This is a genomic window from Mycobacterium sp. NTMscope_Eco_3 (assembly GCF_976985685.1).
This window is the reverse complement of record NZ_CDRJYZ010000001.1, coordinates 293,893-316,406: the sequence shown is the minus strand read 5'-3', so window position 1 is coordinate 316,406 and position 22,514 is coordinate 293,893. Positions and strand designations below refer to the sequence as shown.

Here is a 22,514-nt window from a genome sequence, read left to right as displayed (position 1 = left end):
CAAGACGGGCTACATCCCTGGTTTGTACTGGCTCTTGGTTCATGGCCGAAAGCTATCGGGGCCGGCGCATTACGCCGCGCCACGCCACGCGGCTGGGCCAGTTAGTTCAGTCAACGGTGCGTTGGCGTGCGGGCAGCTCTGCTGCACCGGCAGTCCGCAGTAGCCGTTGGGTAGGGCCTGGGTGGCTCGGCCGAGGCGCTGTTTGGCCCAGGCGGCCGCGGCGATCGGACCGGACGGGTCGAAAATGATTGTGGTGCGGTGGATGTCGACCTTGCGGGCCGCCTCCCACTGGCGGCGCACGGTGGTGTCGTGCAGGCGGGCGTAATGCCCGGTCATCTGCGCGGAGTCGTGGTCCAGGATGCGTCGCACGACCTCTTGTGGGACGTCGCGGTTGATCAGCCGGGTGCCCAGGGTGTGGCGCCACTGGTGCGGGGTTAGGTGCACCGGCTGGCCGTGCTCGTCACGGATGTCGCAGACGGACAGCCAGCGCAACAGCGCCATCCGGTAGGTGGGGCTGGCGATCGGGTGGGTGCCGTCAATGTTCTTCGTCGGCCGTGGGAACAACACCGGCGTGCCTGCCGGCCAACGCTGGGCGGTGCGGTTGCGATGTTCGGCGGTGAGCTCGCGCAACTGCACGTCGATGGGCACCAACGCGTCGCGTTTCATCTTGTGGTTGAGGTAGCGCAGATACGGAGCACCTTCGGCGTCGGCGACCACACAATCGCGGCGCAGCCGTAGCGCATCGGTGATCCGTAGCCCGCAACGCATCAAGATGATCGTGATCAACCGGTGGGCAGGATCGGTGAATCGGGCGAGGTTGTCGGGATCCTCGAGCTGAGCCATGACCTGTTCGGCCAGTGCCCGAGGCAACCGTTCGTCGCGTTTCGGGTAGTCCTCGGCGAAGAACATCGCGTCTGCGGGAAGGTCTGTGTCCCAACGGTGTTGGCGAACGGCGGCGAAGAACCGGTTGAGCAGCCCGATATGGGTCCCGCGACGTTGGGCACCGATGGAGTCGCCGCGCAGGTTGGCCAGATAGCGCTCCAGCACCGGCCGGTCGATCCGGTCGATGCTCTCGACGCCGATGTCGGCGAGGAACCCGGCGAAGCGGGTGAGCACAACGACCGGCCTGCCGCCGCCGGCTTCCAGGCCCAATCCGGTCGACAGCCGCCACCGGGCCCACCGCTTGGCCAGATCCCGCAGCCACGGCTGCGGAATACCGCCGAACCGCAGCGTGCGGTCTCCGTCGTAGCCGAGCCGGCGCATGCGCCAGACATCGCGCGGGTATTCGGCGTCCCAGCCGCCGGCTTCGGCCAGGTCGGCGATCACCCGGGATGCGTAGCTGAGGAACCCACGGGAGCGAGTGTCATTGATCGTCGACCGAGCCCAGTCGTGCCAGATGTCCTCGTCGTGGTTGAGCAGGGAGCCCACGCCTATTGCGGCCAGTGCCTTCACGACGCGCATGACCACGTCCGGGGTCAGCTTGCCCTGCCGATCGTCGTGACGGCGTTGCAGCACGTACTGCAGTTCCAGCTTCAGCTGACCGGTCAGCCGGTCGAGCCGGATCTGCTCGCTGGCCAGCGGGGTTTCGGCGGCGAAGCGGTCGGCGAACTCGTCAATGTCGGGTCTGCCGTTGACCCTTCCAGGTATTGGTGTGGGTTTGGCAGAACGCAGACGTGCCCTGCGGCCAGAGCTCGCAATGCGGGATGCGGCAGGTCGCGCCCGGCGCTGGCTGCTTGAACGGCTGTGGTTCGGCCAGCCATCCCGCCAGGCTGGGGCGCCCGGCTCGTTCCCATCGTTGCGCGTGCAGCCCGCACATGCCGCCACGGGCAGAGCCGTAACCGCAACCGGGCACCCGGCAGCGCTGGTTGGGTTGTCGCCGCCGCCACCGCGGATCGGTCGACACGGCGAACCGCTCCAGCGACGGACGCCCCTCTTCATGCCACCGTTGCCGATGTCCTTCACACAGGCCGCGTCCACGGGCGGTTCGCTCGCACCCCTCAACCCGGCACTCGGCTCCACCAAACACCGGATCCTCGGGCCCGAATTCCAGTACATTGCTGCGGAATTCGTTGCGGACCTCGGCCATCAGCTTGCCCAGCAGCCCCGACGGGCCGGCAGGCTTGAGCGACGGCGCCCTCACAGCCGCACCTGCCCATCGGTGAACCAACCGGCCTGTTCCATGACCCGCCGAGCGTCCTCCACGGTGAGGTGCCCATACGTCGTGGTCGTCGTCGCCACGTGCGCATGTCCGAGCAGATGCGCGACCACCTCGATGCTGACTCCGTCGCGCAGCAGCCGGGTTGCGGCCGTGTGTCGCAGCCAGTGCGGGTCGAAGTCGATCCCGGTCCGCCGGCGCAGCCGCCGCACCAGGTCATAGACCGCGGCGTAGGTCAGCGGATGCCCCTGCGGACGGCCCCACAGGTTGACGAACACATAGTCGCTGTCCAGATCGCCGTACTCAGTGTGAAGGTAGTCGGCGAACAATCGGATCAACGCGCTGCTGACCGGGATCGTGCGGACGGTCTGTGACTTGGCGCGCGCGCCATTGGCGTTGTCGCGTCGCCGCACCGTTACTTCATGCTCAGCGGAGGCGATGTCGTTGTGCCGCAAACCAAGTACCTCGCCGATCCGCATCCCTTCTCCGGGGTTTCCTGACCTGTTGCGGGACGTTGCTCGATCTACATGATCGGGCGGGTTGCTCGGCGTTTCTCCGGGGGTGTGGTGCTCGTGGCTGGTAGTTGTTTGTGACTGTCGGCCCGAAAGTGAGAGCCCATGCGAGTATTCCCGGTGAGTTTGCCGTCCGGGCAACGGTATTGGACGGTGCTGGATGAGGACCTGCAGGTGGTTGATGTCGCCGATGCGTATCTGCGGCATCTGCGGTTCGGCCACGACGCGGCCGAGTCCACGACGAAGGCGTATGCGCATTCGATCGCGTTGTTCCTGCGCTGGTGTGCCCGGTCGGGCCGGTCCTGGCAGGCCGGTGTGGAGGGTTTCGCGTTGTTCATGACGTGGCTGGCTCACGCCCGGTCATCGGTCGATGACGCCGCGAGCGTGGTGGTGGCCGGACCTGGCGCTGCTGCGGTGCGGGGCCCGTCGCGGATCAACGGGGTGCTGACCGCGGTGCGGGGCATGGTGGTGCACGCGGTGGCGACCGGCCACGGCGCGGCGGGGCTGGTGTCGATGCTGTATGAGGTCGCCGATGACCGGGACCTGCCGGCGGAGGCCCGCGGCGAGGACGGGCGGATGGCGTGGCGGATGCGGGCCCGGCATCGGCTGCGGGAACCGGAGACGACGATCGATCGGGCCAGCGACGAGCAGATCGTCGCGCTGCTGCGGGCGTGCCGGTCGGCGCGGGACCGATTGATCGTGTTGTTGATGGCGCGGGGCGGGTTGCGCCGCGGGGAGGTGTGCGGGCTGCGGCGCAGCGATGTGCACCTGCTGGTGGACTCGCGGCGGCTGGGCTGCGATGTCGAGCGCGCGCATCTGCATGTGGTGCGCCGAGACGACAACCCGAACCAGGCCTGGGCCAAGTCGCGGCGGGAGCGGGTGGTGCCGCTGGATTTCCTTGTGGTGCAACTGTTCGACGTCTACGAGTTCGAACGCATGCGTGTCACCGGCGCCGCCGACAGTGACTTCGTGTTCGTTAACCTGTTCCGCGGCAGGATCGGTGCGCCGATGCGGCCGGATGCGATCGGCGAGTTGATGGCCGCGGCGTCCCGGCGGGCCGGACTCGACGTCGCGGTGCGGCCCCACCAGTTGCGACATGCCTTCGGCAGCAACGTTGTTGATGCCGGGGCCGGGATCGATGTGGTCGCCGACCTGATGGGCCACGCCGCGGTGTCCTCGTCGCAGGTTTACCTGCATCCGGACTCCTCCCGGCTGCGGGCCGCCGTGGATGCGGTGCCCAGTCCCCGCGAGCAGGCCCAGGTGACCCGGTGACCGCCGTGGGGCTGGCTGAAAGAATCGCGGTCGAGCAGGACTGCGGCGAGTCCCCGCACGTGTTGGACGGGGTCGTGGTGATCGGCACGGCCGCGCGGCTGGCGAGGATGCTCGACCGCAGGTTCTTGGACGAGGCGGGGTGGGATCCGCGGACCAGGGTGTTGTCGTTGCTCGCGGAGCATCGATTGTTGGGCCGGACGGTGTGCCGGGCCGAGGGATGCCAGAACACCGTGCAATCCGGTCTCACGGTGTGTCATCGGTGCTGCACGCGCCTGACTCGGCGGGGAATGAACACGGCCGAGATCGCCGCTGCCGCATGCCTGCCCGCCGAACCCGCGTCCGCGACGCGGTGCGCGGTGCCGGGATGCCGGTGTGTGCCGACGGTGCGGCACGCGGTGTTGTGCGAGCCGCACGCCAAGAAGTTCCGCCTGCGGCGACCGCCGGTGTCGATGCAGCAGTTCCTGGCCGACCCGCGAGTGCGGCCGTTGCCGCCGATGCCCGCGTGCGCGGTGGCCGCGTGCACCCGGCCCGCCGACAGCGCGCGCGGCTACTGCAACACCCACTACCAGCGCTGGCGTAGCGCGCTCGGTACCAACCCTGAGTTCGATTCGCATCGGTGGCAAGCCCAGGAATCGGGTGTGGCCGAGTGCGGGCGGGTGAACCTGCGCGCGCTGCCGGTGCTGGTGGTGGTCGAGGTGCTGTTCGGCGTTCAGCAGCGCGTCCGGGGCGGGGCGAAGATCACCGAGGTAGAGCTGCGGGTGCTCTGCGACGGGCTGCGCCGGCGACAGGCCGCCTCGATCACCACCGACCGGGCCGAGATCACCCGCAACAAGTCCGTGCGGTCGCTGCGGAGCGCCCTGACCCAGCACGTCCGGCGGGCTCTGGCCGATCCCGGCAGCGAACAGGCAAAGGACACATGGGATCTCGCGGTCTTCGGCCATCGCGGGTCTTTGTCGTTCACCGGGATCGGCCAGGCCTGGCTGGCCCAGTCCGTCAAGCGGTGGGCAGCAGAACAACTCCCGCGCCACCGAGGTCGCGGCGCCGCGAGAGTGCGCGGCAAGATCAACGCGCTGCGGCTGCTGTCGGAGTTCCTCGGCCGCAGACCCGATGGTGGACTCGTCGCTTCGGCGTTGGGCCGCAGCGACATCGAGGATTTCCTCAACCGACTCGCTTATCTGGAGTCCGTCGGCGAGATCAGCCGATACCGGCGCAACGGCATCTGCCGTGACATGCGCGAGGTGCTGGCCGGGATCCGCGCCCTCGGCCTGACCCGGCCGGGGCAGACAGCCGCCGGACTGGCCGGCGATTTCGCCATCGAGCGCGGCGATATCCCCGCCGAACCCGAACGCGGCGAACCCGGCCGCGACCTGCCACCGGAGGTCCTGGCCATCCTGTGCGCCCACCTCGATGCCCTCGAACCCGTCGAGGTGCGGGTCGCCACCCAGATCGGCATCGACACCGGGCGCCGGCCCGAGGACATTCTCGCCTTGCCGTTGAACTGCCTGCACCGCGACAAGGACGGATCGGCGGTGCTGGTTTACGACAACGCCAAGGCCAACCGTCTCGGACGGCGTGTGCCGATCGGCGAAGCTACCGCGAAAGTCATTGCCGCTCAGCAGGACCGGGTGCGGGCGATGTTTCCTCACACCCCGCCCGCAGAACTGACACTGCTGCCCACACCACGCCGCAACCCCGAGGGGCGAAAGCCGATCAGCATCGATACGCTCGACAACCGGCACCGCGAGTGGATCTCGACCCTGCCCGTGTTGCGCACCCGCGACGGGGTCGAGGTCGACAAGACCAAGGTCACGCCCTATGCCTATCGGCATTGTTATGCCCAACGTCACGCGGATGCCGGGGTGCCGATCGACGTTCTGGCCGAATTGCTCGATCACCGTAGCTATTCCATGACCCGGCGCTACTACCGCATCGGCGAGGACCGTCGCCGCGACGCCGTCGACACCGTCACCGCGCTCAGTTTCGACCGGCACGGCAACCGGATCTGGCGTGACGCGCGCATGCTGCTGGAATCCGAACGCGCCCGCCACGCCGTCGGCGAGGTCGCCGTCCCCTACGGCACCTGCACCGAACCCACCAACGTCAAGGCCGGCGGCGGGGCCTGCCCGGTCCGGTTCCGCTGCGTGGGCTGCGATCACTTCCGCACCAACATCGCGTTCCTGCCCGACCTGCAGGCCTACCTCGATGATCTGCTACGCACCCGGGAACGGCTGGCCGCCACCATCGACGGGGTCGATGACTGGGCCCGCGCCGATGCCACCCCCACCGACGAGGAGATCACCCGCATCCGGCGGCTGATCAACCGCATCAAAGCAGACGTCGCCGACCTCAACGAGACCGAGCAAGCCCGCATCGACGACGCGATCGCTATCGTGCGCCGTCACCGCGCGGCCCACACCGTCCCGCTGGGCATGCCCAGCCTCACCCCACCCGCACCGACAACCATCGCCTCGGAGGCCACCGCATGACCACCACCGCTACCACGTCGAATCACACACCCGCACAATCCGTCTCGTCGACAACACGCACCCGATCGATGCTTGACGGCCGGCGCGACGACTCGATGCGCCGACGCCGGCGCGTGCTGGCCGCGATCGACCAAGCCGCCGCCGCCGGCGACCGGCTCAGCGCCACCGCGATCGCCCGCGCCGCCGCCGTTGACCGCACATTCCTCTACCGACACCCCGACCTGCTCGAGAAAATCCATGCGCTGCAAGCAGATCCAGTCCCGAGTGAGCACACCGGCCCTGGGGTCACCCGAGCCTCACTGCAGGCCGATCTGCTCGCTGCCCACGAACGCGCCGCCCGGCTCGGCGCGCGCATCCAGCAGCTGGAGAAGCGGCTGTCCGAAGCGCTCGGTGAACAGACGTGGCGCGAGTCCGGGCTCGGCGCCCGCACCGATATCGACGCCCTCCACCAGCGCATCAGCCAGCTCGAGCAGCACAACCTCGACCTTAAGCAACAACTCGACGAACGCGAGGAAGACCTCGCCGCAGCCCGGGCGGCCAACCGCGAACTCATGGCCCGACTCAACACACCAACCCGGCTGCGATGACACGCGCGAGTCTGCTTGCACCACACCTGTTGCGGTGGATAGCATCTCCGACATCAGCTTCTGAGCTGCACAAACTCAGAGAATCACGCTGGCGCACGGGGGCCGAGCCCTGGAGAACATCCCGGTGTCGTAGAGCACGGCGAAGAGCAATCGGTCCCGCAACCGGCCGCAGCCGTCCAGGATCGCCTGCACCTCGTCCGGCGACAGCACCCGCGGCAGCTTCTTCGGCGTCTTCAACGCGATCACCCGCCTCGACCTCGGCGTGCCCTTGCTGATGTGGTGCAGGAACGGCTTCCAACCGCCGCGCGCGCCGCCGACCTGCCACGAGGTCAGCAGCTCACCGACATCCACCCCATCTCGTGCAGCGTGGGTGTAAAACGCCCCGACGGCCGAAAGTTTGCGGTTTACAGTCGATTCCGTGCAATGATGCGGCACCGACGGCAACACCGCGACCTGCCCATGCCGGGCCTGCAGCGGAAGCCGCAGCCAGGCCACGAACTCACCGAGATCGTCGAGCCGAACGCCCCGCCAGTCCAGACCACGCTCGGCGAGAAAACCGAACCAGTCCTTGAGATCGTGCGCGTATGCCTTGACCGTGTTCGGTGATCGCTCGATGTCGGTCAGATACGCCAGATACCGGTCGACCGGCGCTACCGGAGCATCGTCGTCGCCGAGAACGGTCCACGACTCACGCAACGAGACCGGCGAGATAACTCGTGCAATCTGAGTTGCGTCCAGCAGAGTGGTGTACGAGCCGGTGATGACCGGCGTGTCGTAGCCGGATGAATGAAGGTCATCGCGTGATTCTTCGAGGGACCGACCAAAGTCACTCGAGCAAAGGAATCAACGCGATGACCATTGCCCACGATATCGACCTGTCTGCCGTGCTGGCCGAACGACTCACCACCACGCACCCTGATGTGCTGCGCGAGTTGTTGGCCGCCTTCATTCACGCCCTGATGGGCGCCGAAGCCGACGCGGTGTGCGGTGCCGGCTACGGCCAGCGCAGCAGCGAGCGCACCAATTCCCGCAACGGGTATCGGCACCGCGAGTTTGACACCCGCGCAGGCACATTGGATCTGGCGATTCCCAAGCTAAGGCAAGGTTCGTACTTCCCGGACTGGCTGCTGGAACGGCGCAAACGCGCCGAGCGGGCCCTGACCACGGTGGTGGCTACCTGCTACCTGCTGGGCGTTTCGACGCGGCGGATGGACAAACTCGTCGAGACTCTGGGCATCACCAGCTTGTCGAAGTCCCAGGTCAGCGTGATGGCCAAAGAGCTCGACGCCGCGGTCGAGGCGTTCCGGACCCGGCCACTGGATGCAGGCCCGTACACGTTCATGGCTGCTGACGCCCTGGTGCTCAAGGTTCGCGAAGCAGGCCGGGTGGTCAACGTGCACGCGCTGATCGCCACCGGGGTCAACGCCGAGGGCTACCGCGAAATCCTGGGCATCGACGTCACCACCGCCGAGGACGGGGCCGGCTGGCTGACCTTCCTGCGGTCGCTGACCGCCCGCGGCCTATCAGGGGTCCGTCTGGTCACTTCCGACGCCCACGCCGGTCTGGTGGCCGCGATCGGCGCCACCCTGCCTGGGGCATCGTGGCAACGGTGTCGCACCCACTACGCCACCAACCTGATGGCCATCACTCCGAAATCATCGTGGCCGTGGGTACGCACACTACTGCATTCGGTCTTCGATCAACCTGACGCCGGTTCCGTTGCAGCCCAATATGACCGCATCATCGACGCACTGGCCGACAAGCTCCCCAAGGTCGCCGACCACCTCGAAGACGCCCGCGCCGACCTGCTCGCCTTCACCGCCTTCCCCAAACAAATTTGGCGGCAGATCTGGTCCAACAACCCACTATCCGTTAACCGGCTCTCCGGGGACACGGTTCGGGCTGCAGCGTGAGGTTCACGCACAAGCGCTGAGCACGGATGGATGCTGTCTGCATCTCGGTGGGGGAAGGCGGAGCGGCGATGCGGGTACTCAAGAGCGACAGCGGATATGTCCTGGAGGGCGACTGGGACGGGCAGGACGCGGTGAACGCGTTTCTCAACCATTTGGCGGGACGGGGGTTCAGCGCGGCCACGGTGCGGGCCTACGCATTCGACGTCGCCAATTTGAGCCGGTTCCTCGTCCAGCAAGCGGTCGGGCTCGCCGCGGTCGATGCGCCGTTGGTGTTCGACTGGATCGACTGGCAAGGCGTCCGCCGAACGGACCAGCCCACCGGCGGTCACCGCTCGTCGACCCCGCCGGCAGCTTCGACGGTGAACCGCCGGGTCGCGGCAGTGCGCGCGTTATTCGAGTATCTGGTGATGACCGGTGTCTGCACCGACAATCCGGTGCCGTCGCCGCGGCGGGGACAGGGGCTGCGCCAGTCGCAGCGGGGGTTGCTCGGTCATCTGGGTCCCGGGCGTGCACGCAGTGGCGGTAGGTTGGTGCGTCAGCCGCAGCGTCTTCCGGAATCGTTGTCCACCAACGATGTCGACGCGTTCCTGGCGACACTGGCAACGCACCGGGACCGGGCGATGGTGCTGGTGATGCTACTCGGAGGGCTGCGTTCGGCCGAGGCGCGTGGCCTGCTGCTCGCCGACGTCGATATGGGCCGGCGCCGGCTTCGGGTGATCGGCAAGGGCGGCAAGGAACGTCATGTCCCGGTCGATGCGGCGTTCTTCACCGAGCTCGCCGCCTACCTGCGATGGGAGCGGCCGCCGGGGTTGGCGACGCCGCAGTGCTTCGTAGTGCTGCGCGGCCCGACGACCGGTGCACCGGTCAGCGAGGCCGGGCTGCGCAGCCTGTTCCGTCGGCACCGGGAGACCTCTGGCGCCACAAGAGTCCGCCCGCACCGTTTACGGCATACCTACGGCACCGAATTGTCGGCGGCCGGAATCGATCTGCTGGCGTTGCGGGCGTTGATGGGGCATGTCTCGCCGGAGACCACGGCCCGCTACGTGCATTTGTCGATCGAGCAGCTCGCCGCCGAATACGGTGCTGCTCGTGCGACGTTGGCCGGAGCCCGGCAGTGACCACGGTGTTGGTCGGCCAACCCGTAGGCGCCGACGAGGTGGTGGCGGATTATCTCGACCACGTCGCCACCCTGGGTTTGAGCGGGCGGGCGGTACGCGACCGGATTCGGATCGCTCGCGACTTCACCGCACGCCACCGCGACCTGCACGCCTGGATGACGCTGCCGGCAGCCGAGCGGATCGCCGAGATACGGGACACCGGGGCGTGGCCGCTGATCTGTCACACGATCGGCACCGGCCGGTTACGGCTGGACGTCGAGCTGGCCGCGGTCAAACAGTTGACCGGGCTGGGCCGCGCAGTGGAGGACCGGGATCCGAGCGGATTCGCCGCGTTGCGGAATGCGGGAATTCGGTTGGGCTGGAGGAGTTCCTGGGTCGAGACGGTCCTCGGCGAATGTCTGGCGGTAGTGCTGGCACACCACGGCGGAATGGTCGCCGACCTGACCGGCGACGCGCTCGACGACTTCGACGCCGCGCTGTCACGTACCGTGGTGCCGCCATCGTCGCGGCGGGCATACAGGGGGCGGCTGGCCAGCCTGCGGCAGCTGTTGTTCGAGACCGCGGTCATCGACACCGCGCCGAAACGCCGGCGGTGGGCCCGTAGCCTCGAGCAGCGCTTCACCGAGGTGGAGATGCCCGACCCGATCCGTCAGACGTTGCTGCGCTACATCGGCGTGCGCGCGGCGGTGCTGCGGCCCAAATCGGTCGAGTCGCTGATCAACGACCTGCTGCCCTTCGCCGAATACCTCACCGCTCACCATCCCGACGTCATCAGCCTGCGTGAACTCGACCGGAGCTGCATCGAGGGCTACCTGAAATGGAATCGCACCCGGGGCTGGCGTGGTCAGCGCGCCGCCGCGGGCGCCGGGCGCACCGTCTCGGCCGCGGTGGCCCAGTCGGCAGTGCTCAGTCTGCGCAACCTGCTCGACGACATCACCGCCTGGGGCTGGGCGCAGGCCCCACCACGGCGGTTGGTATTCGCCGCCGACGTCCCCAAACTCGACCAGCCGTTGCCACGCGCGCTAGCACCCGATGTGGACGCGGCAGTGATGAACGCCGTTGCCCACCTGCAGGATCCGTTCGCCCGCATCGGCCTGACCGTGCTGCGTGGTGCCGGCCTGCGGGCGGGGGAACTGCTCGACCTCGAACTGGGCAGCATCATCGACTACGGACCGGCCGGAACCTGGCTGAAGGTGCCACTGGGCAAGCTCGCCACCGAACGCATGGTCCCGCTCTCCGCCGCGACCCTCGCCGCGCTCGACGAGTGGGTCGCCCTCCGCGGCACGCACCGGCCGCTGCCGCACCCACGCACCGGCGTGCTCACCGACTTTCTGTTCACCCGGCACGGACGCCGCCTGGGCTACACCCGGCTGCGCAACGGGCTGCTCACCGCCGCTGAATCCGCCGGGTTGCACCGTCCCGACGGCGGCGTCCTGATGGTCACTCCACATCAGTTGCGCCACACCTGGGCCACCGAACTCGCCAACGCCGGGATGAGTCTGCAGGCCTTGATGTCCTTACTCGGGCACGTCACTCCACAAATGACGATCCGCTACGCCACCCTGGCCTCGCCCACCCTGCGCGCGGCCTACGACGAAGCGATGGGCAAGATGCGCCGCCAGTTCACCCTCACCCCGGTCGGCAAACCGATCCTGCCCGACAAGGTCGGCTGGCTGCACAGTGAAATGCTGAAAACCCGCGTTGCACACGGATACTGCGCTCGCCACGAATCCGCGGGCGCGTGCCCTTATGCCAACATCTGCGAAACCTGCGACAACTACGTCACCGCCCCCGAATTCCGCGACACGCTCACCGACCAACTCGCCGACGTCCAGGCCCTCAGAACCGACGCCGAGTGCCGCGGCTGGACCGACGAAGCCGCCCGCCACGACCGCGTCGCCCACGCCCTTACCGACCACCTCCAGCGCCTCGATCGATGAACATCCCACCCCGACGGGTTGACCCGCCCCCGAGGGCCGGATAAAAGAACGACTCAACAAGGAAATCCGCCGGCGCACCGACGTCGTCGGAATCTTCCCCGACCGCAACGCCCTAATCCGCCTCGTCGGCGCGGTGCTGGCCGAACAACACGACGAATGGGCCGAATCCCGCCGCTACCTCGGCCTCGACGTCCTCAGCAAATCCCGCGCCGACCACACGCCATCAACAGAACAGGAGGACACCCCGGCGGCACTGACCGCCTAAACCACCAAGTCGAAGAATCACACGACGACGTCGTACACCACGTCCCTGGACTTGACCGCAATCTGCATCGTCCCTCCGCAGGTTCTTGCCTCCTGGACGACTGCAGATAATCACGTCCACCACGCAGAACCTGGGATCTGAACGCCTCGTGTCGGACATCAAGGACACCGCCCGGAGGACTCCAGATAACAATTGCGTTGGTGCTACACAGAACCCGCCGAATCTCGGTGTCGTAATCCAGGAACGGGATGAACTCATTCCAACACGACTGCCACAGTCGGATCAGGGCCGGATATCGGCTGCCCCAGCGGTCGGCGAGCGCCTCGAGCGCCGCTTCTGCGGCCGCCGCTGTCGGGGCGGTGTAGATCGGTTTGAGATCGCGGCGCAGGGCGTCCCAGTGCTGGCGCGGTACGTAGCGGAAGCTGTTGCGGATCAGATGCACGGTGCAGGCCTGCACGATGGTGGCCGGCCACACCTCACCGACAACGTCGGGCAGCCCCTTAAGTCCGTCGCAGATCAAGAAGAACGTGTCGGTGACGCCTCTGTTGCGCAGGTCGGTCAATACGGCGAACCAGAACTTGGCTGATTCCCCGGCGCCGTCGCCGGCCCACAGTCCGAGCACGTCCTTGTGCCCGGCCAGATCGACCCCGATCGCGGCGTAGAACGGTCGGTTGGCGACCTGACCGTCGCGCACTTTCACGCTCAGCGCGTCGATGAAGATTGCGGCGTAGACGGAGCGGCCGCGCGGTCCACTCCGCCATGTCGGCCAGGACCTTGTCGGTGATCCTGCTGATGGTGTCCGGGGAGATCTTGGCGTCGTAGAGCTCGTCGAAGTGGGCGGCGATCTCCCCGGTGGTCAATCCCTTGGCATACAACGACAACACGATCTCATCGACCCGGGTCAACCGGTGTTGATGCTTTCTTGACGATCTGGGGCTCGAAGCTGCCGCCGCGGTCGCGGGGCACGGCGATCTCGACCGGTCCGACCGTGTCGGTCAACACGGTTTTGGTGCGGGTGCCGTTGCGTGAATTCGGCGCCCCCCGCCCGGCCGGATCGTGCTTGTCATAGCCGAGGTGATCGGCGAGCTCCTCTTCCAGCGCGGTCTCGACCACCGTCTTGGTCAGCGCCTTAAGCACCCCGTCAGCGGTATCGGCGAACGACACCCCGCGGGCCTGGGCCGCCCGCACCAGCTCGCGGGCCGTCGCCAGCTCCTCCGGTGTCGGAGAGCTGACCATCACTTCATCATCGTGGACATCGGCTGTTGCTGTCACAGCCCTCATCGTTTCGGTCATCGTGGACCTTCCCCGCCAGGCTCACACCCGGCGTGTCGGGCCACTTACACCGAATTTCGGATACTCCCTCGCGGTGGTGTAGCGCCGCGCGGTGTTGTGGGAGATGCCGAAAACGAGAGAGACAGATGCAGCAGGTCGGGGCCTGCGGTCAGCGCTTCGTGAAGGATTCGGTCGGCACGGATGCGTTCGATCGTGAACCCATTGTCGCTCAACGATTGTTTCACCGATGTTTGACTCACCGGCGTTGTGCGCAATGCAGTTTTCGTCGTGAGTAGAACGTGCCGGTTCGGAGTGTGGGGCCATCTGTCCCGGCGGTGGTCGAGCCATGTGATCAGCGCTCTGTGGGTGAGCTCGCCGAGCCGTTGGTTGTCCAGCAAGGGTGATCCGCCGGTTCGGCAGGTCAATGTCGTCGAGCACCAGTTTGCGTATAACGCTTGTGCGGCAGGCATGTTCGACGCTCAATGCCACAACTAGGCGTGCACGCGGTTCGCTCGCGAGCTGTTCGATCGAGCGCACCTCATCATCGGTGATGGGCACGAGGTCTTGGTCTACTGGTTGGCTCTTCAAACCCGCTGTTGGGTTGCTGAAGACCAGACCATTCTTCTTGGCGTGCCGGAACAGCGACCGCAGCGCCTTGATCAGATTGTGGCACTGGTTTCCCTGAAACGGCCGCAGCGTCGCGTCGACGTCGGCCCTGGTGACCTCCCTGAGATGGTCGTAGGAGGTGGACCAGTGCGCGAGAAGGGGCCTGACCGCGCCGAAGTAGCTGTAGAGGGTCCTGGGCGATCGTGGGCGAGCACGTGCGCCGCCGACCAACAGGGTAAGGAGCCAGTGGTGCGACGGCTCGGCGAACCCTGGCGGAAGTTCCGCGGTGACGCGGTCGATCCAGGCACGGATCGGAGGTTCGGTGTCGTCTGTCAGCAGGTCGAAGTGGGAGAGGATTTCGACAAGCCTGCGACGGGACGCGAGCCGATGCGGCCGTGTTCGAACCTCTTTGAGCGGCACGCGATCACCGGGGGGCCGACCGGCCAGAAGGGTGACCAGGGCGTCGAGGCATCGGTTTGTGGTCTCACCGCACCAATCGTGGGCGGCAGCGCGTTCCCGGGCGTATACCGCAGCGGCCACGAGCACGGGGTCGTCGGATTCCAAGGCTGGATGCCGCCGGGGCGGGCGAGCAGGCAGTCCCGCCTTTCCGCGATAGTAGTGCGCTTTTTTTGAACAGCTTCTGCCGCAGTATTTTTGGTCGCGGCGACCGTTGGCTGGCAGTTCGGCTCCGCATTGCAGGCAATTCATCGCGGCGGCAGCGACCTTCCCGTCCGAGCGCGCGGGGTGACGGGACGTGCCTCACCGGCCGCAGCGGCGGCCTCCTCGCTACCCTTCGGCGTGGGTGCGGCCACGGTTTCGGGCTCGGGGATCAGCAGTTCGTCGATGGCGCAGTCGAGCACGGCGCAGAATACATCGAGATCGTGGAGCTTGATGGCGTTGGGGTTGCCCGACCACAAGCCCGACATCTTGCCGGCGCTGATCACCAGGCCGCGCTCGGCCAGCATCCGTTGGAGTTCGCTGGCCTTCCAAATGCCGCGGTTGGCCGCGGTCAGGCGTAGATTCCACTTCATTGAGCCAATCCTTAAGTTCGTAGGTGCAGTTACTTCGTGTTGTTACGTTGTGCTGTGACCCAGGCATCTTCGACGTGGGTGGCGTGGACGTGGATATATCGAGCCGTCGTGGCCGTCCAGGCGTGACCACATAATTCCTGGATGGCGAACAGGTTCATTCCGCCGAGGTAAAGCTGGGACGCGCAGAAGTGCCGCAGCACATGCGGGGTCAGCTTCCCCGACCACGCAGGCAGATGCCGGTCCGCCGCCTCCGCCAACGATCGGCGATAGACGTCAGCTGTCGCGCGCATGCACGTCCCGTCGATGTTCTTGCGTTCGGACGGAAACAGTGGCGCGGCATGGCTATTCGGGTCGATATCGAACAGTCCAAGCACGTCTTCGATGAACCATCTCAGGCTGCGGTCGGCGCCGTTGATCAGCGGCACCAGTCGCGGTTTGGGGCCTTTGCGGCGTGATCCCTTGCCGTGACGGACGTTCAGCTTGCCGAACCGCCCCAGCTCCCACCGCACATCGTCGAGGTCGAGCATCCGCGCCTCGTTGATGCGCAGTCCCACGTCGGCCGCCAGCCGGGCGACCGCGTAGTTGCGGGCGGCCGGGGCGAACTTGCGGCAGGTGACCAGGCTGGATTCAATCGGTCGTTGCAACACCGGCTTGCTGAAGTGAGTGTAGGTGTTCGTTGAACGCTTCGGCCGGGGTGCGCCATCCGAGGGTCTTGCGTGGTCGGGTGTTGAGGGTGTGAGCGATCGCCGCGATGTCGTCGGCGTTCCACCGGGATAGGTCGGTGCCCTTCGGAAAGCATTGGCGCAACAGGCCATTGGTGTTCTCATTCGTGCCACGCTGCCACGGACTCTTCGGGTCGGCGAAGTACACCTTGACCCCGGAGGCGATCGAGAACTGGGCATGCGCCGACAGTTCCTTTCCCCGGTCCCAGGTCAGCGACCGGCGCAGTTCCTCGGGCAGCGAGGTGATCGTCTGCGCTAGGGCGTTGGCCATCGTGAGGGCGCCGTAGCCGGCCAGAGCCGGCCCGTTCTTGGTCCGCGGAATCAGCCCGTATCCGGCCTCCCGCGGAAGATGGATCAACATCGTGAACCGACTGCTGCGCTCGACCAGCGTGCCGATCGCGCTGCGCTGCAACCCGATCAGCAGATCTCCCTCCCAGTGTCCCGGGACCGCGCGATCAGCGACCTCCGGCGGCCGAGCGCTGATCAACGTCTCCGGCGTGACGTGCGCCCACGCTTTCTGCCGAGACCGTGCCCGCGGCACCCGCAATGCCCGACCCCGGCGCAGGCAGGTGATTAAGTCCCGCTTGAGCGCACCGCGGCTTTGCACGTAGAGCGCTTGGTAGATGGCCTCGTGGCTGATCCGCATGGATTCATCATCAGGGAAGTCAAGCTTGATCCGATGGGCGATCTGCTCAGGACTCCATGCTGTCACCCAGGCCCGATCCCCTCGGTGCGGCTTGTTGCGTCCCTTCCACGGCGTCGCGGCCGGACCAGCCATGATCTGCCCGTAAGCGCCACGAACGACACCGGAGAGCTTGTCCTGGACGTACTGGCGCAGCCGGTCGTTGCCGACCAGCTTGGCCGTCTTCGGGCGCCTCGCCCGCCTTTCGGCATGCCACTGCGCGACCGAGGCCTTGTAGTCGAGCCGATACGTGCGCGTCGAGGCGTTACGGCGCAGCTCACGCGAGATGGTCGACGGCGCCCTGCGCAGCCTCCTGGCTATCTCGCGCACTCCGGCACCATGGGCACGCCATAAAGCGATGTCTTCGCGCTCATTCGAGGATAGGTAGCAGCCCGAAACAGTTTCTGGCAAGCGTGGATTCACGCCGCCAGCATGGCGGAACCAGCGGAACCCGACCGGCGAAGACACGCCCGCTTCGGTAGCGGCGTCCTCGGTCATCGCTCCGGCAGCGATCCCCGCCCAGAACCGGACCCTGTCCTGCCGCCAGGCCACCGACGGCCGCCCCGGGGAGGGCATCTGCCCCCGATACGCACGAACCTCCAACTGCCGCTTCCCATACGCCACCACACACCTCCGAGGAATCGAGGTGTTGCAACGACCGATTGAATCCAGCCAGTTCCTGGCGCCACCCGGCGAACAGCTGCTCCACCTCGTCGGCGGTCGGAGGGATACGCAGCTGCGGATCGACCGAGGCTCGCGGCCGGTTGATCTCGTCCAGCGGGCACTCGACGACCCGACCTGTCATGTTGTGCAGGTCGATCTTGTGCCGAAGCTCCAAGAACTGGAAGTACACGGTCAGTGCCGCCGCCCGCCCGGTGCGAGTCGAGGGGTTGGCGTCGCGCAGCACCTTGCCGAAATAGACGTCGACATCGGCGGGCCGCATCTCCCACAGCGGCCGGCCGAACCAGTCGTGGATCAGCTCGAGGTGGTTGATGTCGTTGCGGATCGTGCTGTCGACCAATCCGGCCGACGCCCGTGCCAGCACGAACCCGGCCAACACATCGGTCTCGAAGTCGGCAAGCTCCTCCTCGCTCGCCGGTACTCGATGTTCCCGCAGATCGCGGACCACAGCCAGAGCCAACCCACGCCTCCTCGACTTCACCTAAAGTGAAGAAACATCATCTGATCAACTATTCAGTCAGCAAGAATGATGCCGGTTCATCAGAGAGTTTTGATGGAGGGACACGCCAACAACGGCTGTTCCAGGCGTTGAAAGGGCTAACGGGCGATACCCGTGGGCTCAGGAACTCGTCGACTGTTGGCTAACGTGACTAAGCCTCTCTCTCTCCGACTCCGACTCGGAGTGACGAAGACGAAACTGCGTTCACGCTCGTTGCGCATCTTGCAACGCAGTGCCTGGCCCACCGATGCCACCACCCGCCGCTCGCTCAGCCGCGATTTTCCGTGTTCGTTCACATGGTCGACGACGACGCGGACACTGTCCTGCACGTTGATTCTCTCCTGGAGTTGTGGGATCCAATCAGCAACTCTGACGGCCGGACATCACCTCGGAGGCATCCGTACTGCGCCATCGAGACGGATCGTCTCGCCGTTGAGCATCGGATTCTCAACGATGGCTACGACCAGGTGTGCGTACTCGGCAGGATCACCGAGTCGGTTTGGGTGCAACGTCAGCGCCTTGAGAGCGGTTAGCGCAGCCTCTGGAAGTGAGTTGAGAAGCGGGGTTTCGAACAGCCCCGGAGCGATCGTGTTGACCCGGATCAAGTACGACGACAGATCACGCGCGATCGGCAGCGTCGCCGCCATCACACCTCCCTTGGAAGCGGAGTAGGCCGCCTGCCCGATCTGGCCGTCGAAGGCCGCGCCGGAGGAAGTGTTGACGATCACGCCACGCTCGCCGCCGACGGGGTCGTTCTGCGACATTGCGTATGCGCCCAGGCGCACGACGTTGAAGGTCCCGATCAGGTTGATCTTGATTACTTTCTCGAACGCGTCGAGCGGGAAAGGGCCCTTCTTGCTGACGGTCTTGGTGCCATCGCTGACGCCGGCGCAGTTGACGATGATACGCAATGTCTTGTCCGCGTTGGCGATCTCGATGGCCCTGGTCACTGCATCCTCGTCGGTGACGTCGGCGGGCGCGAACCGGACGGTGTCGCCGAGGAGGCTTAGCGCGTCCGTGTTTGCATTGGGCAGGTCGACGGCGACCACCCGCGCTCCGGACCGCGCCAGCGTCTCCACCGTCGCCAAACCGAGCCCGGACGCGCCACCGGTGACGACCGCGCTGCTAGCTGCGATGTCCATTCGGCTGCTCCTTTTGTGTGTCTGTCTACAGGCTTCGCGCGATCAGCACCTTCATGATCTCGTTGGTGCCGCCGTAGATCTTCTGCACCCGAGCCGCCGCATACATCTGCGCGATCGGGTATTCCATCATGTAGCCGTATCCACCGAAAAGCTGCAGGCACTTGTCAGTGACCTCTACTTGTTTGTCAGATCCCCACATCTTGGCTATCGATGCGGTTGCGGCATCGAGTTTTCCGTCGAGGTACCGGCCGGTGCAGTAGTCGATCAGCGCCTTGCCGGCCAGCACCTCCGCCTTGCATTCGGCCAGCACGAACTTGGTGTTCTGGAAGGCGAGGAGGGGCTTGCCGAACGCGGTGCGCTCCTTGACATAACGGATCGTCTCTACTACCGCCGCCTCCGCCATCGCGATCGCCTCGACCCCGATGGTCAACCGCTCGCGCGGAAGTTGCTCCATCAACTGGGCGAAGCCCTTGCCCTCAACGCCGCCGAGCAGGTTTGCGGCCGGCACCCGCATGTCGGTGAACGCAAGCTCCCGGGTGTCCTGGCCGTGCTGGCCGACCTTCTCCAGAACCCGGCCGCGCTGGAAACCCGCCAGCCCTTCGGTTTCGGCCACCATCAGCGACAGTCCGGACTCAGTTTTGGCCACGATCACCACCAGGTCGCAGTGGGAACCGTTGGAGATGAAGGTCTTCGAGCCGTTGATGACGTACTCGTCGCCGTCGCGAACCGCGGTGGTGCGAATCGACTGCAGGTCTGACCCGGTGCCCGGTTCGGTCATCGCGACGGCGATCACCATCTCCCCGCTGACCATCTTCGGGATCCAGCGCTTCTTCTGCTCCTCGGAGGCATACTCGGCGATGTAGTGGGAAGCCAGCGTCGAATGCACGGAGAAACCGAACGCGGTGTCGTGCGCGTAGGCGCGCTCCTGCATCACCACCGCCTCGTGACCGAAACTGCCGCCACCACCGCCGTATTGCTCGGGCAGGTCGAGGCCCAAAAGCCCGGCAGCGCCGGCTTTGTTCCAAAATTCTCGGTCCACCTTCTGCTGTTTCGCCCACCTGGCTTGGTTGGGAGTCGCTTCCTTGCGGAAGAACTCGGCGGCGTGCTTGCGCAGGAGTTTTTGATCCTCGGTCTCCCACGGAACGACGTAGTCCGGGAATAAGAGTCCGGGCATGCTTTACCTACTTTCCGGTGAACTGGGGCGCGCGCTTGGCGAGGAATGCCGCCTGGCCCTCGTGACTGTCGGCGGAATGCACCGCCACGTAGAAATTCCGTTTCTCGTGTTCGAGTCCCTGCGTCAGTGATGTCTGAAACGCGTGCACAGCGGCATCCTTGGCCAGCGCCACCGCTAGCGGGGAGTTCGTCGCGATCCGTTGCGCCATCGCCAGCGCCCGTGGCACGGCCTCGCCGTCGGCGACGACTTCGGCTACCAACCCTGCATCGCACGCCTCCTGGGCCTTGATGGAATCGCCCGTCAAAAGCATTGCCATAGCCTTGGATTTGCCGATCGCCCGAATGAGGCGTTGAGTTCCGCCAGCGCCAGGGATTGCGCCGATCTTCACCTCGGGAAGTCCGAATTGGCCCGACTCGCCGGCGATGACAATGTCGCAGGCCAACGCCAGCTCACAGCCGCCCCCGAGTGCGTATGTCTCGACCGCGGCGATGACCGGCTTCGGAAACGCAGCCAGTATCGACCAGAAGCTCTCATTGGACTCTCCGGTGACCAGTGGCCGGGCCCGGATCTCGTCGAACGCCGTGATGTCGGCGCCGGCGCAGAACATGCCGTGGGCGCCCGCGATGACCACGGCCAACACGGCCGTGTCGGACCGCAACGCCGCCAGCTCGGCCCCCATCGCGCCCAACAGCTCGTCGTTGAGGCTGTTCTTCGACTTCGGGCGATTGATCTCCAGCAGGGCCACCGCACCGTCGCGAGTCGATCGCAAAATTTGTTTGTTCACGTGACCGCATCCCGGTAAACGTCGGCGTGTTCGGCCCGCAGGATCTTCTTGTCCAATTTGCCGACACTGGTGCGCGGCAACGCCTCGACGAAGAGAACCGCGTCGGGCATCTGCCACTTGGCGAACTGCCCCTGCAGACAACCGACGATGTCATCGCGGGTCAGCACGCCACCTTCGACGGGCACGACGATGGCCAGCGGACGTTCCTGCCACTTCGGATGGCTGATCCCCACAACCGCGGCCTCCTTCACCAGCGGATGTCCGACGATGGCGTTCTCCATATCGATAGAGGAAATCCATTCACCGCCGCTCTTGACTACGTCCTTGAGGCGGTCGGTGAGCTTGAGATACCCGTTCGGGTAGATTGTGCCGACATCGCCGCTGCGCCAGTAACCGTCGAGGAAGCGGTCGGCGTTGTCGTCGTCGTCGAGCTGGTGGTATCGCTCGATGACCCAGGGCCCACGCATCAGTACCTCGCCGACACTCTTACCGTCGTGCGGCAGGTCATTGCCGTTGTCGTCGACGATCCGGATGTCGATACCGGAAGCGGGCAGCCCTTGAAAACGCTTGAAATCCCATTTCTCGTCGTCGGTGATCGTGCCCTGCAGGGACGGTTTGATGCCCATGTTCATCGTGATCAGCGGCGTCGTCTCGGTCGCACCGTAGCCCTGCACAAAATCGGCGCCGGTGAGCTCGTGGAAATCGCGCATCAGCGACTTCGCCGGCTCGGTCGCACCGGACAGCAGTCTCGTCCTGCTGAAATCTGGCTTCACAGCAAGGGTCTTGATGTAGTCCAGCATCGGCTGGAAAATCGCCGGTGCGCCGTTCGCGACGGTCACATTCTCCGCGATCATCACGTCGACGAGCATTTGCGTGTTCTCGGCCAGGTAGCGGCCGGGTAGGATCACCTTCGCCGCGGTCCACATCGCGGTGTGCGGAAGCCCCCACGACTGGCCGTGAAACATCGGGGTGATGAGCATCGCGGTGTCCTCGCGACGGAGATTGATCGCTGCTGCCATCGCCATCGCGTGTAGGTAGCTGCCACGATGCGAGTAGTAGACGCCCTTCGGCCGACCCGTCGTTCCCGATGTGTAACACGCGCTGTAAGCAGAGGTTTCGTCGATGACCCGCCAGTCGATCTCGGTGTCGGACTCGGCCATCAGGTCCTCGAGGTGAAAGACGTTTTCCAGCGTGGTGTCGATCTCGGTGAGCGGCTTATCCGACATTACGATCCAGCCCTTGACCTTCGGCACGTGTGGAGCCAACGCCTCGGCGACCGGAAGGAGTGTCTCGTCGACCAGGATCCATTGCGCCTCGGCGTGGTCAGTGACGTAGCTCAGGTCTTCGGTGGCCAGCCGCAGATTCATCTGCAGCATCACCGCGGCGATGCCGGGAATGGCCCAGCTGAGCTCAAAGTGCCGCTTGCTGTTCCAGTCGAGCACTCCGACTGTGTCGGCCGGGCCGATCCCTATTCCTCTGAGCGCGTTCGCCGCCCGCTTGACCCGAACGTACAAGTCTGCGTAGGTGTACCGCTGCCAGTCGCCCTCCGTGGTGCGGTAGACGACCTCTTGCTCGGGATAGGTGCGCGCCGCATGTCTGATCAGGTTGGTGGTGTTGAGCTGGTAGTGGTCGCCGTGCGTCGACGGCACGCCCTTCACGATTTCCCTGACCAT

14 protein-coding genes and 7 pseudogenes are annotated in these 22,514 nt (G+C 65.9%); 7 read left to right on the top strand and 14 right to left on the bottom strand.

Annotation, left to right across the window (positions count from 1 at the left end; genetic code table 11):
* Positions 1 to 69: 69 nt before the first annotated feature.
* Positions 70 to 1,824: a tyrosine-type recombinase/integrase gene (locus AC0KTM_RS01460; RefSeq protein WP_007168439.1), complete on the bottom strand. Its 1,755-nt coding sequence runs from the start codon at positions 1,822 to 1,824 to the stop codon at positions 70 to 72.
* Positions 1,825 to 2,136: 312 nt separating this feature from the next.
* Positions 2,137 to 2,637: pseudogene (locus tag AC0KTM_RS01455) on the bottom strand (tyrosine-type recombinase/integrase); the annotation flags it as partial.
* Positions 2,638 to 2,772: 135 nt separating this feature from the next.
* Between AC0KTM_RS01455 and AC0KTM_RS01450 the strand changes: the two are divergent.
* From AC0KTM_RS01450 to AC0KTM_RS01440, 3 genes are read left to right on the top strand one after another with little or no spacing between them, the layout of a single operon-like run.
* Entirely contained in the window at positions 2,773 to 3,939 is a 1,167-nt protein-coding gene (locus AC0KTM_RS01450) for a tyrosine-type recombinase/integrase (RefSeq protein ID WP_007168437.1), read from the top strand.
* The gene (locus AC0KTM_RS01445; protein ID WP_007168436.1) at positions 3,936 to 6,425 is read left to right on the top strand and encodes a tyrosine-type recombinase/integrase; all 2,490 of its coding nucleotides are present in this window, start codon (positions 3,936 to 3,938) and stop codon (positions 6,423 to 6,425) included. The genes AC0KTM_RS01450 and AC0KTM_RS01445 overlap by 4 nt, the downstream gene beginning before the upstream one ends.
* Positions 6,422 to 7,012, top strand: coding sequence for a hypothetical protein (locus tag AC0KTM_RS01440; protein ID WP_101930903.1), 591 nt, complete (start codon positions 6,422 to 6,424; stop codon positions 7,010 to 7,012). The genes AC0KTM_RS01445 and AC0KTM_RS01440 overlap by 4 nt, the downstream gene beginning before the upstream one ends.
* A 117-nt stretch (positions 7,013 to 7,129) precedes the next feature.
* Here the strand turns inward: AC0KTM_RS01440 and AC0KTM_RS01435 are convergent.
* Positions 7,130 to 7,708: pseudogene (locus AC0KTM_RS01435) on the bottom strand (tyrosine-type recombinase/integrase); the annotation flags it as partial.
* Between the two features lie 155 nt (positions 7,709 to 7,863).
* On the opposite strand from AC0KTM_RS01435, the pseudogene AC0KTM_RS01430 reads away from it, so the two are divergent.
* The 4 genes and pseudogenes from AC0KTM_RS01430 to AC0KTM_RS01415 form a co-directional block, all read left to right on the top strand.
* Positions 7,864 to 8,877: pseudogene (locus AC0KTM_RS01430) on the top strand (IS256 family transposase); the annotation flags it as partial.
* 116 nt (positions 8,878 to 8,993) lie between these two features.
* Positions 8,994 to 10,043 carry a tyrosine-type recombinase/integrase gene (locus AC0KTM_RS01425; RefSeq protein WP_007172498.1) on the top strand — a complete coding sequence of 350 codons (1,050 nt, stop codon included), beginning with the start codon at positions 8,994 to 8,996 and terminating at the stop codon, positions 10,041 to 10,043.
* On the top strand, positions 10,040 to 11,983 hold the full coding sequence (locus tag AC0KTM_RS01420; protein ID WP_007172497.1) for a tyrosine-type recombinase/integrase: 1,944 nt from the start codon (positions 10,040 to 10,042) through the stop codon (positions 11,981 to 11,983). The genes AC0KTM_RS01425 and AC0KTM_RS01420 overlap by 4 nt, the downstream gene beginning before the upstream one ends.
* Before the next feature lie 46 nt (positions 11,984 to 12,029).
* Positions 12,030 to 12,248, top strand: a pseudogene (locus tag AC0KTM_RS01415) (transposase); the annotation flags it as partial.
* On the opposite strand, the pseudogene AC0KTM_RS01410 reads toward AC0KTM_RS01415, so the two are convergent.
* The 11 genes and pseudogenes from AC0KTM_RS01410 to AC0KTM_RS01360 form a co-directional block, all read right to left on the bottom strand.
* Positions 12,178 to 13,132: pseudogene (locus AC0KTM_RS01410) on the bottom strand (IS256 family transposase). The pseudogenes AC0KTM_RS01415 and AC0KTM_RS01410 overlap by 71 nt on opposite strands.
* Positions 13,133 to 13,136: 4 nt before the next feature.
* A complete protein-coding gene (locus AC0KTM_RS01405) occupies positions 13,137 to 13,520 on the bottom strand; it encodes a transposase (protein ID WP_057969888.1) in 384 nt (127 codons plus the stop codon).
* 42 nt (positions 13,521 to 13,562) lie between these two features.
* Positions 13,563 to 14,690 carry an integrase gene (locus AC0KTM_RS01400; protein WP_224112882.1) on the bottom strand — a complete coding sequence of 376 codons (1,128 nt, stop codon included), beginning with the start codon at positions 14,688 to 14,690 and terminating at the stop codon, positions 13,563 to 13,565.
* Between the two features lie 140 nt (positions 14,691 to 14,830).
* Positions 14,831 to 15,157, bottom strand: a complete 327-nt coding sequence (locus AC0KTM_RS01395; protein WP_007168431.1) for a helix-turn-helix domain-containing protein — start codon at positions 15,155 to 15,157, stop codon at positions 14,831 to 14,833.
* Between the two features lie 29 nt (positions 15,158 to 15,186).
* A pseudogene (locus AC0KTM_RS01390) lies at positions 15,187 to 15,777 on the bottom strand (tyrosine-type recombinase/integrase); the annotation flags it as partial.
* Between the two features lie 7 nt (positions 15,778 to 15,784).
* On the bottom strand, positions 15,785 to 17,137 hold the full coding sequence (locus tag AC0KTM_RS01385) for an IS30 family transposase (protein ID WP_046184758.1): 1,353 nt from the start codon (positions 17,135 to 17,137) through the stop codon (positions 15,785 to 15,787).
* Between the two features lie 97 nt (positions 17,138 to 17,234).
* Positions 17,235 to 17,702 (bottom strand): annotated as a pseudogene (locus AC0KTM_RS01380) (site-specific integrase); the annotation flags it as partial.
* A gap of 422 nt (positions 17,703 to 18,124) precedes the next feature.
* The gene (locus AC0KTM_RS01375; RefSeq protein WP_007168427.1) at positions 18,125 to 18,883 is read right to left on the bottom strand and encodes an SDR family NAD(P)-dependent oxidoreductase; all 759 of its coding nucleotides are present in this window, start codon (positions 18,881 to 18,883) and stop codon (positions 18,125 to 18,127) included.
* A 25-nt stretch (positions 18,884 to 18,908) separates the two neighbouring features.
* A complete protein-coding gene (locus AC0KTM_RS01370; protein ID WP_007168426.1) occupies positions 18,909 to 20,057 on the bottom strand; it encodes an acyl-CoA dehydrogenase family protein in 1,149 nt (382 codons plus the stop codon).
* 7 nt (positions 20,058 to 20,064) lie between these two features.
* Entirely contained in the window at positions 20,065 to 20,841 is a 777-nt protein-coding gene (locus AC0KTM_RS01365) for an enoyl-CoA hydratase/isomerase family protein (protein ID WP_007168425.1), read from the bottom strand.
* Positions 20,838 to 22,514, bottom strand: coding sequence for a long-chain-fatty-acid--CoA ligase (locus AC0KTM_RS01360; protein ID WP_007168424.1), 1,677 nt, complete (start codon positions 22,512 to 22,514; stop codon positions 20,838 to 20,840). Before AC0KTM_RS01360 ends, AC0KTM_RS01365 begins: the two co-directional genes overlap by 4 nt.